This window comes from Pseudomonas sp. NPDC090208 (assembly GCF_044746785.1).
GTDB lineage: Bacteria > Pseudomonadota > Gammaproteobacteria > Pseudomonadales > Pseudomonadaceae > Aquipseudomonas.
On the sequence record NZ_JBIVCU010000031.1, the window covers coordinates 21,757 to 37,883 of the forward strand.

Consider the following 16,127-nt stretch of genomic DNA (forward strand, 5'->3'; position numbering starts at 1 on the left):
GCGAATTCATTCGCGAAGCGGTATTCCAGGCGACGGATTTGCATCAACCGGAATGCCCATCGCGAATGAATTCGCTCCCACAGTGGGTGTGCACGGCGCCAGAACCTGGCCATTGCACACCTCATTGGTTTCACGCAAATCATCCGTAGGAGCCGGCTTGCTGGCGAACAGGTGTGATTCGCCAGCAAGCCGGCTCCTACAGATCGTGCCCCCGGCCCTAAACCAAAGTATGCCCCCTGAAAACCTACGTATCAGCGCCCGGTACCAAGGTACAAGTGACTGTCCGAACGGCTCGGCATACCTTTGAACCATTCCTGTCATGCAGGCCATGACCTCTCTGCAAGCCGTGGGAACAGACCGATCCGGACAGGCCCGTCGAAGAACACTGTGAGGAGATTCACCATGTTTGCCGAACTCGATCCCAGATCCGCGCTGCGTGCCGAATTCGCCGCCGACGCCCACGGCTTGTACACCACCTTGCACGGCCAGGAACGCGACCAGTTCCTGTCCTTGCTTGACGAGCACTTGCAGACCGCCCGGCAGATCTGCGGTTTTGCCCGGGAAGTGCGCTGGCGCTTGCGCAAGCTGAACTACCAGGCGATCAAGGAGCTGTTCAAGGGGCTGGATCAGGCTTCGCAGCAGTTCGTGATGTTTCTGCAACAACGGATCGAAGGCCTGAGCGGCACGCTGCCGACCGAGCCGCTGGTGCTGTCGCAGCAGGACGCCGAGCAGGCCCCCGGCTTTCGTGAATGTTTCAAGGAGATCCATCAGTTGTCCCTCCATTCGAGCCTTTTGGTCACGCGCACCCAGCGTTTCATGGACCGCGCCGTGGATGCCGGTGATTACGCCACCGCCAATCTGGTCAGTGAAGTGCTGTACCGCGCCAATCAACTGATCTGCAAGATCAAGCTGGATATCCCCACGGGGGCATCGTTTACCAGCGAATGCCGCCAGCCGACCCGGCCACACACCTATTTTTCCACCATGGAGGTCTGGGCCCAGAGCCCGGGTCTTCTGGCGGTCAGTGCCGCTGAAAGTTATCGCTACTGAGTCGATTCATGCCGGTCTCTCCTCCCTTGGCGCCCGAACAGGGCGCTTTTTTTCGCTTGCGACCGCAATGGCCAACATGCAGTCATTTTCACGTCATGTTTTTCACCTATTCACGGATGAGGTCTACGCTTTCGCCTCGCCAACGGCACGCGAGGCGCACGTGCGCCAGCCGCTGATTGCGGCAATCCCTCTCCGAACCCGTGTTACACCCATGAGCAACAGGGAAAGAAGACGCACGAGCGTCCTATAACAACGTCGTTGATCCATTGAGACTGACCGTCCCAACCAGGAGCCTGATAATGAGCAAATTGACCACCGTGGCGGGTGCTCCCGTCGTCGACAACCAGAACTCGCAATCGGCCGGCCCGCGCGGCCCGCTGATGCTGCAGGACGTATGGTTGCTGGAGAAACTGGCGCATTTCGACCGCGAAGTGATTCCGGAGCGACGCATGCACGCCAAGGGTTCCGGCGCCTTCGGCACGTTTACCGTGACCCACGACATCACCCGCTACACCAAGGCGAAAGTGTTTTCGGACATCGGCAAGAAAACCGATATTTTCATCCGCTTCTCCACCGTGGCCGGTGAACGCGGTGCGGCGGATGCCGAGCGTGACATCCGTGGCTTCGCCGTGAAGTTCTATACCGAACAGGGCAACTGGGACCTGGTCGGCAACAACACCCCGGTGTTCTTCCTGCGCGATCCGCTGAAATTCCCTGACTTGAACCACGCGGTCAAACGCGACCCGCGCACCAACCTGCGCAGCGCCGAAAACAACTGGGACTTCTGGACCCTGCTGCCTGAAGCCCTGCACCAGGTCACCGTGGTCATGAGCGACCGTGGCATCCCGGCGTCGTACCGCCACATGCACGGTTTCGGCAGCCACACGTTCAGCTTCATCAGCCCGCAGAACGAGCGTTTCTGGGTCAAGTTCACCCTGAAAACCCAACAGGGCATCAAGAACTTCACCGACGCAGAAGCCGCTGCGGCCGTGGCCGGCGACCGTGAAACCCACCAGCGTGACCTGTTCGACGCCATCGAGAACGGCGACTTCCCGCAGTGGAAGCTGTTCGTGCAGATCATGCCGGAGCAGGAAGCCAACACCTACAAGATCCACCCGTTCGACCTGACCAAGGTCTGGCCGCACGCCGATTACCCGCTGATCGAAGTAGGCGTGCTGGAGCTCAACCGCAACCCGGACAACTACTTCCACGACGTCGAGCAGGCCGCGTTCAACCCGGCCAACGTGGTGCCGGGCATCAGCTTCTCGCCGGACAAGATGCTTCAGGGCCGGTTGTTCTCCTATGGCGACGCACAGCGTTATCGCCTGGGCGTGAACCATCACCAGATCCCGGTCAACACGCCGAAATGCCCGGTCAACAGCTACCACCGCGACGGCCAGATGCGCGTCAACAGCAACGCCGGCGGCACCATCGGTTACGAGCCGAACAGCAAGGATGCCTGGGTCGAGCAGCCGGATTTCTCCGAGCCGCCGCTGGAACTGCATGGCGCGGCCGCCAATTGGGACTTCCGCAAGGACGATGACGACTACTACTCGCAGCCACGGGCACTGTTCCAGTTGATGACGCCAGCACAGCAGCAGGTGCTGTTCGACAACACCGCACGGGCCATCAGTGGTGCCTCGGCGCTGGTCCAGCAACGTCACATCGGCAACTGCACCAAGGCCGACCCGGCCTACGGTGCGGGCGTTGCAGCCGCCATCGAGAAACTGCGTTGATCTGACCTCGTCAGCGTTGACACAAAAGGGGTGTTCAGGCCACGGTACTGACACCCCTTTTTTCTTGTGCGCGATTCACCCGTGCGCCCTTTTCACGCGAGCATCCGGCCATGAACGAACTGCAACAGCTCAACGAAAGCCACGGCCTGCTGCTGGTGTTCTTCAACGTGCTGCTGGAGCAGATCGGCCTGCCGGTGCCAGCCTATCCGACCCTGATCGTCACCGGGGCGCTGGCGATGCAGAGCAAGCCCCTGCTCGGCGCCGGGGTGCTGGTGGCGATATTCGCCTGCATGATCGCCGACGCCCTGTGGTACTGGGCCGGCAAGCGCTATGGCAGCGTGCTGTTGAAGTCGATCTGCCGGATTTCCCTGTCCCAGGACACCTGCATCCGTCAGGGCATGACCGTGTACGACCGGGTTGGGCCAAGGGTGATGCTGGTGTCGAAGTTCCTTCCCGGCGCCGGCGCCCTGGTGACCACGGTGGCCGGGATGAACGCCACGCCATTCGGCACCTTCCTGCGCTATTCGCTGGCCGGTTCGTTTATCTGGGCCGGGTCGGCGCTATTGCTGGGCATGCTGTTCAGCGAAGCACTGATCCCGATGCTGGGCTGGCTCAGCGGGTATCTGCCGCTGGCTCTGGCGATTGCCGGGGGCGCACTGGCACTGTTCATCGCCTGGAAATACTGGAAGCGCCGCCGACTGCTGGCCCGCACCTCGCAAGTGCCACGTATCACCGTGCCGCAGTTACTGGCCCTGCGCGACACCGACGACCCGCCGGTGGTCATCGATGTGCGGCCGCAGTTTCACACCGCAGTGGTCGAAGGCATTCCCGGGGCCATGTCGATCAGCCTGGAAGAGCCGCTGGAGCCGTGGATCGAGCAGCTTGGCGATGTCGACATGGTGTTCTACTGCGCCTGCCCCAACGAACTGTCCGCCGCCCTGCTGGCCGAAAAACTCAAGGCCCGCGGGCTGACCCGGGGCAAGGCGCTGGTGGGTGGGCTGGATGCGTGGCGCGAGGCCAATGCGCCTGACGCGCCTGAAGGCGCGCCAGCGTCTGTACGATAAGCACCGTACTTGTGGGAGCCGGCTTGCTGGCGAAAGCGGTGTGTCAACCATGATGTCGTCGACTGACACGACGGGTTCGCCAGCAAGCCGGCTCCTACAGGTGTGTCCCGGCACCGGGATCAGATCACTCGATATCAATCACCACCTTGCCATTGGCCGCACCGCTGCTGACTTTTTCGAACGCCTGATTGGCTTCATTCATGATGAAACGCTGTTCGTCCAGACGCACCCGCAATTGTCCGGCCTCGGCCATGCGCGTGGCCTGGGCGAGAATGCCGCCGTGGTGCTGGCGGCCTTTGCCGGTCAGCAGCGGCAACAGGGTGAACACGCCCGAATAGGTGGCACCGCGGAACGACAGCGGCGCCAGCTTGTGCTCGCCCCAGCCCAGGCAACTGACCACGTGCCCGGTGTAGACCTTTGCCGCCGCGAACGAAGCATCCAGCGTGGCGCCGCCGACGGTGTCGTAGACGATGTTGAAACCTTCGCCTGCCGTGTGCTGCGCCATGTAATCGGCGACGGAGCTGCTGCGGTAATCAATGGCCGTGGCGCCAAAGCTCTCGATGATCTCGCGGCTATGCGCCGAACCGGTGGCAAATACCTGAGCGCCCTGAGCCCTGGCAATCTGCACCGCGACATGACCGACGCCACCTGCACCACCATGAACCAGCACTGTATGCCCTTCGCGAACCTGCGCACGGTCCACCAGCCCTTCCCAAGCGGTGATGAAAATCAGCGGCAACGCGGCGGCTTCGCGCATGCTCAAGTTGGCCGGTTTGCGCGCCAGCAGGTCGGCATCAACCGCAATGTACTGAGCCAGACCGCCCTGCTGACCGCCAATCCCGCCGGCCATGCCGTACACCTCATCGCCGACTGCGAACGCGGTTACACCGTCGCCCACTGCCTCGACCACCCCGGCCAGATCCATGCCCAACACGGCGGGCAGCGGCTGCCGGGCGTGAGCGCCTTTGCCGGCGCTGATCTTGGCGTCCAGCGGGTTGACCCCGGCGGCGATGACCCGCACCAATACCTGTCCGGCGTGCAGCTCGGGGCGTGGCAGGGTTTGCAGTTGCAGGGGTTGTTGGTGCTCGACGGCGACGACGGCTTGCATGGTGCTCATGGCATGTTCCTGATTTGCAGAGGCCCGGTAATGGGCGATGGCGACAGTGTCGCTGTCGGCATCGATTCCGATAAGACGCCTAATCGCTATAGTATTCATGCCTGAAAACAACCAAATGGATCGGCGATGGACACCCTCGAAGCCATGACCATGTTCGTGCGGGTGGTCGAGCGCGGCAGTTTTTCTGCCGTGGCCCGCGAACTGGGCACCACGCAGCCGACGGTCAGCAAGCAGATCGGCGCGCTGGAACAGCGTCTCGGTGGACGGCTGATCGCCCGCAGCACCCGGCAGTTGTCGCTGACCGACGAAGGCCAGCGCTATTACCGCCAGTGCCGGGAGATCCTCGCGGCAGTGGACAGCGCCGAGCACAGCTTCCAGACCGGCCGCGAAGCGGTGGCCGGGCCGTTGCGCGTGGCCTCATCGGTGAGCTTCGGCCGCCTGCAGATCGCGCCGCGCTTGCAGGCGTTTCTGCAGCGCCATCCCGAAGTCACGGTGGATCTGCTGCTCAGCGATCAGAACGTCGAACTGGTCAGCGAAGGCATCGACGTGGCAATCCGCATCGGCGAACTGAAAGACAGCAGCCTGATCGCCCGCCATCTGGGCGTGACCCGGCGGCTGATGGTTGCAGCGCCGGCTTACCTGCAAAAGCGCGGCACGCCGCAGACACCGGATGACCTGATCCGGCATAACTGCCTGCTGTTCAACCTGCTGGAGGACTTCGACAGCTGGACCTTCAACGACGGCCAGTCCAGCGTGCAGGTGCGCGGCAACGTGCGCAGCAACAACAGCGAAGCGATCCGGCAGATGGTTCTCAGCGGCCTGGGAATTTCGCTGTCGCCGTCATGGCTGTATTGCAGGGATATAGAGGCGGGCCGTGTGGTGCAGATTTTGCCGGATTACGTGCCCGCCTCCTTGCCGATCAACGCCCTGCTCCCGGCCAATCGCAGACAGTCGGCGCGAGTGCGGGCGTTCGTCGATTTTCTGGCCGAGGCGTTTGCCTCTGGCAAAACCTTGTAGGAGTGAGCTCTGCTCGCGATTGCAGGGTGTCAGGCACTTTCGCAGTGGCTGACTGGCAGTCATCGCGAGCAAGCTCACTCCTACAAAGGATTGGCGCCGAACGCACCGTTGCAGTGAACACGATCGCTTTTGATTCTGGCCGAAGGCCGTGGGAGGGAGCTCTGCTCGCGATGGCGTCCGTGCAGACGCTGCCGTGTTGACTGAACCACCGCCATCGCGAGCAGAGCTCCCTCCCACAGGGATTTGGGAAACCCCACCCTTTTGGCTATGACCCAACCCCTGTAGCAGTCCGGCTTGCCGACGGTCACGATTTTGAGGACATCACCGCCGGCAAGCCACGAAATTGGCGGCGTTCATCGAACGCGCGGCAAATGCAAAACCTGTGGGAGCGGGCTTGCCCGCGAAGGCGTCCGGTCTGACACCTCGATGGCGCCTGACAGGCCGCCATCGCGGACAAGCGCGCTGCTACGGAGGATTGGCGTTTAAATCCCTTCCAACGCCAGGTCCATGGCGAAGTAGGTGAAGATCAGGTCGGCACCGGCACGTTTGATCGCGCCGAGGCTTTCGCGGACCACGCGGCCTTCGTCGATGGCACCGGCCTGGGCGCCGAACTTGATCATCGCGTACTCACCGCTGACCTGATACGCCGCCAGCGGCAGGTTCGAGGCTTCGCGGATGTCGCGGATGATATCCAGGTAGGCACCCGCCGGTTTGACCATCAGCGCGTCGGCGCCTTCGGCTTCATCCAGCAGCGACTCGCGCAGGGCTTCGCGGCGGTTCATCGGGTTCATCTGGTAGCTCTTGCGGTCGCCCTTGAGCGCCGAGCCACCCGCCTCGCGGAACGGCCCGTACAGCGACGACGCGAACTTGGTCGAATAGGCCATGATCGGCGTGTTGGTGAAACCAGCCGCGTCCAGCGCAGCACGGATCGCGCGGACCTGACCGTCCATCGCCGCCGACGGTGCGATCACGTCAGCACCGGCGCGGGCCGCCATCACGGCCTGTTTGCCGAGGTTTTCGATGGTCGCGTCGTTGTCGACATGGGCACCGTGCATCACGCCGCAATGGCCGTGGTCGGTGTATTCGCAGAAGCAGGTGTCGGACATCACGATCATTTCCGGCACGGCGTCCTTGATGATGCGCGACATGCGCGAGACCAGACCGTTTTCCTGCCAGGTGTCGCTGCCGGTGGCGTCCAGGTGATGGGACACACCGAAGGTCATCACCGACTTGATGCCGGCACGGGCATAGCGCTCGACTTCCTGGGCCAGCTTCGACTCCGGAATACGGCGCACGCCGGGCATGCTGTTGATCGGCACGAAATCGTCGATTTCTTCTTCGACGAAGATCGGCAGCACCAGATCGTTCAGGGTGAATTCGGTTTCCTGGAACAGCGCGCGGAAGTTGGCGTTGCTGCGCAGACGACGTGGACGAGCGGCGGGAAACAGACTGGACATGGCAGATCCTGAAGAAAGTGTTAGCGAAAAACCGGCCGGACAAGACGCATCCGGTCGCTATCAATGGCGCGAAGCTTATGCCTGCGACGGTCCCGATTCAAATGGCATGACAATAAAGTCCTTTACCGATGCCGCAACAGTGCCGCGCAAAAGCCAGAACCAACGGCAGTGCGCCGGGGTCATTAAGCAAGAGCCGCAGCCGTTCCGGTTGCGCCGCGCCCCGTGACGAGAGCGACCTTGAACAGCCCGGCAGATCTGCGCAACAACCGCTCGCTGGACGGCCTCAACTTCTTCCTGGCCGACGTCCGTGACGGGCTCGGGCCGTATCTGGCGATTTACCTGCTGGCGGTCCATCACTGGGATCCGGCAAGCATCGGTCTGGTCATGACGCTGGCTGGTATAGCCGCTTTGCTGACCCAGACGCCAGCGGGTGCGCTGATTGACCGCACCCGCAGCAAGCGTCTGGTGGTGGTGATTGCCGCGCTGCTGGTGACCGGCGCCTGCCTGGCGCTGCCGTTCATCCACTCGTTTGGCTGGGTCGCCCTGACCCAGGCGCTCAGCGCGATTGCCGGTTCGGTGTTCGCCCCGGCCATCGCGGCGATCTCGCTGGGCATCACCGGCCCGCGCGCGTTCACCCGCCGTACCGGGCGCAACGAAACCTGGAACCATGCCGGCAACGCCTGCGCCGCCCTGCTGGCCGGTGGCTGCTCGTGGCTGTTCGGGCCGATCGCGGTGTTTTACTTGATGGCATTCATGGCGCTGGCCAGCGTTGTCGCGGTCAGTCTGGTCGACCCGGCGGCCATCGACCATGAGATCGCCCGTGGTTTCGAACCCGGTCAGGATCATCAGCATCCACCGCCATCAGGGCTCAGCGTGTTGTTGAACAACCGCCCGCTGCTGTTGTTCGCCATCTGCTGCGGGCTGTTTCATCTGGCCAATGCCGCCATGCTGCCGCTGGTCAGCCAGAAATTGGCGCAGATCGACCTGCAACTGGCGACACCGCTGACTTCGGCCTGCATCGTTGCTGCACAACTGGTAATGGTGCCGGTTGCCTGGCTGGTCGGGGTCAAGGCCGATGTCTGGGGGCGCAAACCGCTGCTGCTGGCCGGTTTCATCATCCTGCCGTTGCGCGGCGTGCTCTATGTGCTGTCCGACAACCCATACTGGCTGGTCGCCGTGCAATTGCTCGACGGTATTGGCGCCGGTGCGTTCGGCGCCCTGTTGCCGCTGGTGGTCAAGGATCTGACCCGAGGCAGCGGGCGTTTCAATGTCAGCCTCGGGGCGATTTCAACGGTGTTCGGCCTCGGTGCAGCGCTGAGCAACGGCCTGGCCGGACTGGTGATCCGTGAAGCCGGTTACGATGCGGCGTTCCTCACCCTCGCCGCGATCGCTGCGGTCGCCTGCCTGTTGCTGTGGCACGCCGTGCCGGAGACCGCCGACACTGCGCAACACGATGGCCGTGAGCAGAAAAGCGCCACTGATGCCCAGGGCCAGCCAGAGCAAGGCCCGATCACCTGAGTGGTCACGCACGGCGGCGAAGCACCAGGGCGCGAAGGCCGACAGCATGAACCCCGGCGCCACCAGCCGGCCCAGCAAGCGGGCGTACTGGCGATGGGCGAACAGCTCGAATGGCAGGCTGGCCCGCAGCAACGTCGCCAGCCCGTTCAGCGCGCCGTAGCCCGCCACGAACAGGCATGCCAACAGCACCCGGCCCTGAGCCATCAGGCCGACGGCGAAACACAGCGGCAAGCCGATGCCGACCCACAGATTCAACCGCAGCGCTGAAGCTGAACGGCCAAACAGGCTTTGCATCAGACGCGCGCAGGTCTGGCCGATCCCCCACAGCGCGACCAGACCGACCGGCGCGCCCATGCCTGCCAGCAAGCCCGGCAGTTGCGGGCCCAGGCCGGCGGACAACACGCCGATCAGGGTCACGCTCAGGCCATACAGCAGCTGCAGCGAAACCGGCGCCGGGCGGTCGTCTTCATCGCCAGTTTCCGTGATCTTTGCCGCAGGCTTGCCGGAAGCACCTGGCAGCACGTTCAACAGCAACAGGCTTGCCGCCGTCAACGCCGCATAGATCAGCAGCCCGCTTCGCCAGCCGACAGATTCCTGCAAGGCGTGCCCGAGGGGCCAGAATACCGCTGACGACAGCCCGCCGAGCAAGGTGATGCGGACCATGGCCGGACGCGCCTGCTCCCCGGCGATACCGGCCAGGGTTGCGAACAGTGCGTCGTACAAGGACAGGCGCATGCCGACACCCAGCAGCGCCCAGACCGTGTAATAGCCGCCCGGCGACAGCGGCGCCCACGCCAGCAGCACGCAGCCCACCGCGTTGATGAGCGTGCCGACGCGCAGCACCTGACGCCCGCCAAAGCGCTCGATCAGGCTGCCGCTCAAGGGCGACACCAGGCCCATCACCAGCATCGCCACCGACAGCCCGGCGAACACCCGTTCGCCACTCCAGCCCAGATCGGTCGCCATGGCCTGACCGAATGCACCGAGCAGGTAGAACGAGGTGCCCCAGTTGATCAGTTGCGCGACGCCCAGCCGCCAGACCACGGCCGCACCGAGAGAGGTGTCAGCCATGGGGCACGCAGCTGTTGCCCTCGCCCAGTTCGCGCTGCATCAGCACGGTGTCGAGCCAGCGACCATGCTTGAAACCCACCGACTGGAACACGCCAACCACGCGAAAACCCAGGCGCTCATGCAGGCGGATCGACGCGGTGTTTTCACTGTTGCCGATCACCGCCACCATCTGCCGCCGACCGTCGTCGATGCAATGCTGGACAATCCGCCCGAGCAGCGTTTGACCAATGCCGAGCCCGGCCATGCCGTCGCGCACGTACACCGAGTCCTCCACGGTAAAACGATAGGCCGGGCGCGGCCGGTACAGCGTGGCGTAACCGTAGCCGACCACCTCGCCGTCCCATTCAGCAACCACATAGGGCAGACCGTGAGCGAGCACGTCGGCACGACGCTGGAGCATCTGCGCCAGGGTCGGCGGCTCCAGCTCGAAACTGGCGGTGCCGTGGAGCACGTGATGGGCGTAGATCGCCTGCACGGCGGGCATGTCATCTTCACGGGCGTCGCGCAGGGTGAGGTTGTGGGGCATGGCGGATCTCGGTCAAAGGTGAAATTCATTCTGCAGGAGCGCGCTTGCCCGCGATTGCGTTGTGCCTGACAGCCACGATTTGGCTGATAGACCGCCCATCGCGAGCAAGCTCACTCCTACAGAGAAGCGCTGTTCGTTGTAGGAGTGAGCTTGCTCGCGATTGCGCTGTGCCAGGCAAGCATGATTCGTCTGATATACCGCAATCGCGGGCAAGCGCGCTCCTACAGAGAAGCGCTGTTCGTTGTAGGAGTGAGCTTGCTCGCGATAGCGCTGTACCAGGCAAGCATGATTCGTCTGATATACCGCAATCGCGGGCAAGCGCGCTCCTACAAGGGGTCGGGCAAGACAGGGAAATGATGACGCTCACCCAACGCAAATAAAAGCTATGATTCGTCATCCTCAGCATAAGTAAAACTTTGCCATGCAACGGCTCAACCTCACCCATTTGCACACCTTCGCCCAGGTCATTCGCCACGGCAGTTTTTCTGCCGCCGCCGCGCACCTGGGGCTGACCCAGCCCGCGGTCAGCCTGCATATCCGCCAGCTGGAAGACCGCCTCAACCTGCGGCTGATCGAGCGGGTCGGCAAGCGCATCAAGCCGACGTCTGCCGGCGACACCCTGCTGGAACACATCGGCCGTATCGACGCGGTGGTCGAGGACGCCCTGCTCGATCTGTCCAGCCACGCCGAAGGAGTTGCCGGCCAGATCGCCATCGGCACCGGCGCCACTGCGTGCATTCACCTGTTGCCGCCGATGCTGCAAGCCTTGCGCCGGCAGTTTCCGGCGCTGGATGTGCGGGTCAGCACCGGCAACACCGAAGGCATCCTGCGTGGCGTCGAACAGAACCGCCTGGATTTGGCGCTGGTCACCCTGCCTGCGGCCGGGCGCAGCCTGTCGATCAGCCCGTTGCTGGAGGACGAATTCGTCGCCATTTTCAGCCGCGAGCATCCTGGCGTGCCGTCAACGCTGACGCCGCAAACGCTTCAAGCGCTGCCGCTGGTGGTGTTCGAAGCCGGCAGCAGCACGCGCCTGCTGATCGATGAGTGGTACCTGCAGGCCGGCCTGCGCATCAAGCCGGTGATGGAACTGGGCAGCATCGAGGCGATCAAGGAAATGGTTTCGGCGGGGTTGGGTTACAGCATCGTGCCGCGCATGTCGGTGGCCGCCGCCCATCATCGTCGCGGCTTGCAGGTGCAGGCCCTGACGCCGCCGCTGAGTCGCACCCTGGGCATTGTCCTGCGTCAGGACAAGCCGCTGGGCAAGGCGCTGCGCCAGGTGCTGCAAGCGTTGCAGACACTGGCGCCCTGATTGGGTTTAGAATGCCGCCCTTTTCCGACTTGACCCGCCGCCTTTCGATGAACACCGACGCCCTTCAGACCCTGAACACCCACCTGCTTGCTGCCCTCGACCCGGCGCCGAGTGAAACCCGTCGTCTGTTCCACGGCCGTGGCCGTCGCTGGCCGGGCCTGGAACAACTGACCGTGGACTGGATGCAGGGCGTGGTGCTGGTGTCGCTGTTCAAGGCGCCCGCCGACGATGAGCTGGACGCCCTGAAGCGGCTGCTGGCGGAGCTGGTGCAGTCCTCGGCCTGGCGCAGCAGCCAGGCCCATACCCTGTTGCTGCAACATCGCTACCTGGCCGACAGCCTGACCGAAACCCTGCTGGGCGAGATGCCGGAAGAATGGACGCTGACCGAAGGCGGCCTGCGTTACCTCGTCGACTTCGGCAGAAAGCAGAACACCGGGTTGTTCCTCGACATGCGCTACGGCCGCGACTGGGTGCGTGCCCAGGCCGGTGGCAAGCGCATCCTCAACCTGTTCGCCTACACCTGCGGCTTTTCCGTGGCCGCCATCGAGGGCGGCGCAGACTTTGTGGTCAACCTCGACATGTCCCGCGCCGCCTTGAGTCGGGGTCGCGACAACCATCGCCTGAACCGCCACGACCTGAGCAAGGTCAGCTTTCTTGGCCACGAGCTGTTCAAATCCTGGGGCAAGGTGAAAAACAGCGGGCCGTACGACCTGGTGATCATCGACCCGCCGTCGTTCCAGAAAGGCAGTTTTCTGCTGACCAAGGACTACCAGCGCGTGCTGCGCAAGTTGCCGGAGCTGTTGACCGCCGACGGCTGCGTGCTGGCCTGCATGAACGATCCGTCGCTGGGCGCCGACTTCCTTATCGAGAGTATGGCGCGGGAAGTACCGACGCTACGTTTCGAGCAGCGCCTGGAGAATCCGCCTGAGTTCGCCGATATCGAACCGGAGGGTGGGCTCAAGGCGTTGGTGTTCCGGCAGAGCTGAAAACGGTCATTTGTAGGAGCTGGCTTGTCCTGCGACCTGCCGGGAACCGGCAGTAAATCCGGATATCGCGGTGTATCAGACAGACCGCGTGCACAGGTTTTACGACGAGTTCCGTCGAACGCGACCCCGGCGCGCTCGCAGGACAAGCCAGCTCCTACAGGTTAAGCGCTGAGCCGCGAAATCACGTCGTTCAAGCCCACCGACAACTCATGCAGATCGCGGCTGGCGGTCTGGGTGCGCTGCACGTTGTCCTGGTTGGTGGTGGCGATGGCGGTGATTTCGGTGAGGTTGCGCGAGATGTCTTCGGCCACCGAGGTCTGTTCTTCCGCAGCCGTGGCGATCTGCCGGTTCATGTCGCGAATGGCTTCGACCGCTTCGGTGATGCGCTGCAACGACGAGCCCGCCAGCGTCACCTGATCGACACTTTCCTGGCTGCGCGCCTGGCCGTTTTCGATGGCCTGGGCAGCGTCTACGGCACCGGTCTGCACCGAGCTGATGATCTGGTTGATTTCGGCGGTCGAAGCGGCCGTGCGCTGGGCCAGGGTACGCACTTCATCGGCGACCACGGCAAACCCACGCCCGGCATCCCCTGCCCGCGCCGCTTCGATGGCGGCATTGAGCGCCAGCAGGTTGGTCTGCTCGGCGATACCGCGAATCACCTCCAGCACCTTGCCAATGCGCTCGCTGTCGCTTTCCAGCCGGCGAATGACCGTGGCGGTGTTGCCGATTTCGGTGCGCATGCGGGTGATCGCGGTGATGGTCGCGCTCATGACCTTGCCGCCGTCCTGCGAGCTGCGGTCTGCTTCATCGGCGGCTTGCGCGGCCTGTGCTGCATGGCGGGCGACTTCCTGAGCGGTGGCGGACATCTCGGTCATCGCCGTGGCCACCTGATCGGTGCGCTCGAACTGTTCGTGGGAACCCTGAGCCATCAGCGCGGCAATCGCCTTCAGCTCGCCGCCAGCGCTGTCCAGGTCGGTGGTGCTGCGCTTGAGGCGGCTGAAGGTGTCGGCAAGAAAATCACGCAGGGTATTGGCGGCCACGGCCAGACGGCCCAGTTCGTCCTGTCGGGTCACGGCGACACGCTCGCTGAAACGCCCTTCGCTCAACTGCGCGACGTAGTCGATCAGGCTGCGGATGGGCCCGACGATATTGCGGTTGACCATCCACAGGGTCAGCAGGCCCACCAGCAACGCCGAAACCAGCATCACCAGCGTACCGACGACGATGGTTTGGCTGGCCGTGCTGCTGATGCTTTGCGACTGTTCGTCACTTTGCTTGCGCAGCGTCGCCACCAGACTGCTCATCTGCTCGCTGGCGGCGCGGTCCACGCCCTTGACCGCCTGATCACCGGCGACCGGATCACCGCCTGCCGCGACGAACGCATCACGGCCCTTGCGGTAGGCCACGCCCAGCGCCCGGTGCTCGTCACGCAGACGCTCGACCTGGGTCTTGGTTGCCCCGTCGAGCCCTGTCATCGCGCTGAGCCGTCCGAGGGTGTCTTGCACCTGACGTTCCTGGTCTTCGAACTGGCCCCAGAACTTGTCACGGTCACCGGCCTGTTTGCCGCGCAGCAGGACGTTTTTCCATTCCTGCACCTGGATCTTGAATTGCAGGTTGGCCTGATCGACGAGCTGGGAGGCCTGCAACGGACCTTCCAGCAGACCGCGATAGGCCTGCACGTTGTTGGAGAGAAACTGGAAACAGGCCAGTGCAATCAGCAGGACCAGAAACAGGCTGCCGCTGAGCAGCGCCAGAATCTGCAATTTAAGGGATTTCGACATGGAGGAATCTCGTCAGGGAGGACTGCCCTCTGCCCATGCGGGCCGGAGGGTTTGCCTGCTGGTCACTTCCCTGTGCCGCCGCGTTGCATTCAGCTGTAAAACGGCGGGCTTGCCTCTCTCTGTTCGGCTGCGCAGAGGGTTTCTTGAGCAGCGCCCGACGAACAGCACAGCGCACCTGAGAACGCCATTCCCCTGTAGGAGCTGGCTTGCCCTGCGAGCGACGGGGAACCCGTCGTAAAACCTGCGCATGCGGTACATCTGATACACCGCATCAGCCGGGTTTGCTGCCGCTTCGCGGCAGGTCGCAGGGCAAGCCAGCTCCTACATGGGGCCATATCGGTGAGCATCACATCTGCCAGCTTTCCCGGCACTCCAGCAGGTAATCGATAAATGCCCGCAGCCGCAGTGGCACATGGCGGTTGCTGGGGTATAGCAAGGTGAAGGGCCGCGAGCGTCCGCCGTAGTCCTTGAGCACTTCGACCAGGGTGCCGTCGCGCAGGTCCTTTTCCACCACGAAGCGGTACGCCTGAAACAGACCGGCGCCGTGGCGGGCCAGAGTCACGCCGCCCAGCACGTCGTCCGAACAGCAATAACCACTTTCGGCGAGAATGTCGCGCAACTGGCCGTTCTCCTGAAACAGCCAGGGAATGCGCCGGCCGTTGCTGGGCAACTCGTACTGAATGCAGTCGTGATCGGCCAGGTCTTCAAGGGTTTGCGGCGTGCCCACCCGTTGCAGGTATTCGGGCGTTGCCACCATCACCAGGGCGCCGTCTTCCAGTTTGCGGGCGATCAGGGTCGAATCCGGCTGAGTGCGCACGCGGATGGCCATGTCGTAGCCCTCCTCGACGAAATCGATATTGCGGTTGCTCAGGTTGATGTCCACCGTCACTTCCGGATAGCGCCGACGAAACTCCGGCAACAGCGGCAGGATGCGGTAATGGCCGTAAGTGGTGGGAATGCTCATGCGCAACGTGCCGGACGGCTTGAGCTGCTGCCCGGACACCTGCCGCTCGGCCTCGATCAGTTGCGTCAGCGCGTGGCTGCACTGCTCGAAATACACCCGGCCACTTTCGGTCAGACGGATGCTGCGGGTGGTGCGCACAAACATGCGCACGCCCAGACGCTCCTCCAGCCGCGAGATCGAACGGCTCACCGCTGCCGGCGTGACACCGGCGGCCAGCGCGGCGGCAGTAAAACTCCCGGCCTCGGCGGCCAGACAGAACAGCTCGATGCTGCCCAGTTGAATATCATCGAAATGGCGTTTCACGACTCGTTACACCACGTATCAATTGAGGGGCTGGATAGCTGGTTTATCACCTTTTCGGGCACAAATACAGTTTGAGCCGGCGTTTGGAGGGAGTGAGTTCTGGGGTGAGTCAGTTGGCATCGTTTTGTCTGGGCTGACGCCATCGCGAGCAGAGCTTGTGTCTTTAGCTGAGGTAATGTCAGAGGTGAGAGGGGTGGATGGCAGCTGATGAGCAGCGGTGCCTTTTGA

Annotated in this window: 13 protein-coding genes and 1 pseudogene; 8 read left to right on the top strand and 6 right to left on the bottom strand. The window is 63.3% G+C overall.

Features of this window, described 5'->3' with window-relative positions:
• Window positions 1–402 precede the first annotated feature (402 nt).
• From ACIPL0_RS30215 to ACIPL0_RS30225, 3 genes are all read left to right on the top strand, one after another.
• Window positions 403–1,050: a hypothetical protein gene (locus ACIPL0_RS30215; RefSeq protein ID WP_400602431.1), complete on the top strand. Its 648-nt coding sequence runs from the start codon at window positions 403–405 to the stop codon at window positions 1,048–1,050.
• 299 nt (window positions 1,051–1,349) lie between these two features.
• Entirely contained in the window at window positions 1,350–2,786 is a 1,437-nt protein-coding gene (locus tag ACIPL0_RS30220; RefSeq protein WP_400602429.1) for a catalase, read from the top strand.
• A 110-nt stretch (window positions 2,787–2,896) separates the two neighbouring features.
• A complete protein-coding gene (locus ACIPL0_RS30225) occupies window positions 2,897–3,850 on the top strand; it encodes a VTT domain-containing protein (RefSeq protein WP_400602427.1) in 954 nt (317 codons plus the stop codon).
• Window positions 3,851–3,974: 124 nt separating this feature from the next.
• Here ACIPL0_RS30225 and ACIPL0_RS30230 read toward each other — a convergent pair whose 3' ends face one another.
• A complete protein-coding gene (locus tag ACIPL0_RS30230; RefSeq protein WP_400602447.1) occupies window positions 3,975–4,958 on the bottom strand; it encodes a zinc-dependent alcohol dehydrogenase family protein in 984 nt (327 codons plus the stop codon).
• 135 nt (window positions 4,959–5,093) lie between these two features.
• Here ACIPL0_RS30230 and ACIPL0_RS30235 point away from each other — a divergent pair, with 135 nt between their 5' ends.
• A complete protein-coding gene (locus ACIPL0_RS30235; protein WP_400602425.1) occupies window positions 5,094–5,984 on the top strand; it encodes a LysR family transcriptional regulator in 891 nt (296 codons plus the stop codon).
• A gap of 482 nt (window positions 5,985–6,466) precedes the next feature.
• Here the strand turns inward: ACIPL0_RS30235 and hemB are convergent, their stop codons facing one another.
• On the bottom strand, window positions 6,467–7,441 hold the full coding sequence (gene hemB / locus ACIPL0_RS30240) for a porphobilinogen synthase (protein WP_400602423.1): 975 nt from the start codon (window positions 7,439–7,441) through the stop codon (window positions 6,467–6,469).
• Here hemB and ACIPL0_RS30245 point away from each other — a divergent pair.
• Complete coding sequence (locus ACIPL0_RS30245; RefSeq protein ID WP_400602421.1) at window positions 7,440–7,667, top strand: hypothetical protein; 228 nt, start codon at window positions 7,440–7,442, stop codon at window positions 7,665–7,667. The genes hemB and ACIPL0_RS30245 overlap by 2 nt on opposite strands.
• 11 nt (window positions 7,668–7,678) lie before the next feature.
• A complete protein-coding gene (locus ACIPL0_RS30250) occupies window positions 7,679–8,959 on the top strand; it encodes an MFS transporter (RefSeq protein ID WP_400602419.1) in 1,281 nt (426 codons plus the stop codon).
• On the opposite strand, the pseudogene ACIPL0_RS30255 reads toward ACIPL0_RS30250, so the two are convergent.
• Window positions 8,885–10,030: pseudogene (locus ACIPL0_RS30255) on the bottom strand (MFS transporter); the annotation flags it as partial. The gene ACIPL0_RS30250 and the pseudogene ACIPL0_RS30255 overlap by 75 nt on opposite strands.
• Window positions 10,023–10,556, bottom strand: coding sequence for a GNAT family N-acetyltransferase (locus ACIPL0_RS30260; protein WP_400602417.1), 534 nt, complete (start codon window positions 10,554–10,556; stop codon window positions 10,023–10,025). The pseudogene ACIPL0_RS30255 and the gene ACIPL0_RS30260, both read right to left, overlap by 8 nt.
• A 421-nt stretch (window positions 10,557–10,977) precedes the next feature.
• Here ACIPL0_RS30260 and ACIPL0_RS30265 point away from each other — a divergent pair, with 421 nt between their 5' ends.
• The gene (locus tag ACIPL0_RS30265; protein ID WP_400602415.1) at window positions 10,978–11,865 is read left to right on the top strand and encodes a LysR family transcriptional regulator; all 888 of its coding nucleotides are present in this window, start codon (window positions 10,978–10,980) and stop codon (window positions 11,863–11,865) included.
• A 47-nt stretch (window positions 11,866–11,912) separates the two neighbouring features.
• On the top strand, window positions 11,913–12,851 hold the full coding sequence (locus ACIPL0_RS30270) for a class I SAM-dependent methyltransferase (protein WP_400602413.1): 939 nt from the start codon (window positions 11,913–11,915) through the stop codon (window positions 12,849–12,851).
• A gap of 161 nt (window positions 12,852–13,012) precedes the next feature.
• Here ACIPL0_RS30270 and ACIPL0_RS30275 read toward each other — a convergent pair whose 3' ends face one another.
• Together ACIPL0_RS30275 and ACIPL0_RS30280 are read right to left on the bottom strand one after the other, a co-directional pair.
• A complete protein-coding gene (locus tag ACIPL0_RS30275; RefSeq protein ID WP_400602411.1) occupies window positions 13,013–14,632 on the bottom strand; it encodes a methyl-accepting chemotaxis protein in 1,620 nt (539 codons plus the stop codon).
• Window positions 14,633–14,978: 346 nt separating this feature from the next.
• Complete coding sequence (locus ACIPL0_RS30280) at window positions 14,979–15,899, bottom strand: LysR family transcriptional regulator (RefSeq protein ID WP_400602409.1); 921 nt, start codon at window positions 15,897–15,899, stop codon at window positions 14,979–14,981.
• Between the last annotated feature and the right edge of the window lie 228 nt (window positions 15,900–16,127).

What these genes read in the sequence shown, in the direction of transcription:
- ACIPL0_RS30215 (WP_400602431.1), top strand. Translation starts at nt 403, where the DNA reads ATGTTTGCCGAACTCGATCCCAGATCCGCGCTGCGTGCCGAATTCGCC.
- ACIPL0_RS30220 (WP_400602429.1), top strand. Translation starts at nt 1,350, where the DNA reads ATGAGCAAATTGACCACCGTGGCGGGTGCTCCCGTCGTCGACAACCAG.
- ACIPL0_RS30225 (WP_400602427.1), top strand. Translation starts at nt 2,897, where the DNA reads ATGAACGAACTGCAACAGCTCAACGAAAGCCACGGCCTGCTGCTGGTG.
- ACIPL0_RS30230 (WP_400602447.1), bottom strand. Translation starts at nt 4,958, where the DNA reads ATGCAAGCCGTCGTCGCCGTCGAGCACCAACAACCCCTGCAACTGCAA.
- ACIPL0_RS30235 (WP_400602425.1), top strand. Translation starts at nt 5,094, where the DNA reads ATGGACACCCTCGAAGCCATGACCATGTTCGTGCGGGTGGTCGAGCGC.
- ACIPL0_RS30245 (WP_400602421.1), top strand. Translation starts at nt 7,440, where the DNA reads ATGGCAGATCCTGAAGAAAGTGTTAGCGAAAAACCGGCCGGACAAGAC.
- hemB (WP_400602423.1), bottom strand. Translation starts at nt 7,441, where the DNA reads ATGTCCAGTCTGTTTCCCGCCGCTCGTCCACGTCGTCTGCGCAGCAAC.
- ACIPL0_RS30260 (WP_400602417.1), bottom strand. Translation starts at nt 10,556, where the DNA reads ATGCCCCACAACCTCACCCTGCGCGACGCCCGTGAAGATGACATGCCC.
- ACIPL0_RS30265 (WP_400602415.1), top strand. Translation starts at nt 10,978, where the DNA reads ATGCAACGGCTCAACCTCACCCATTTGCACACCTTCGCCCAGGTCATT.
- ACIPL0_RS30270 (WP_400602413.1), top strand. Translation starts at nt 11,913, where the DNA reads ATGAACACCGACGCCCTTCAGACCCTGAACACCCACCTGCTTGCTGCC.
- ACIPL0_RS30275 (WP_400602411.1), bottom strand. Translation starts at nt 14,632, where the DNA reads ATGTCGAAATCCCTTAAATTGCAGATTCTGGCGCTGCTCAGCGGCAGC.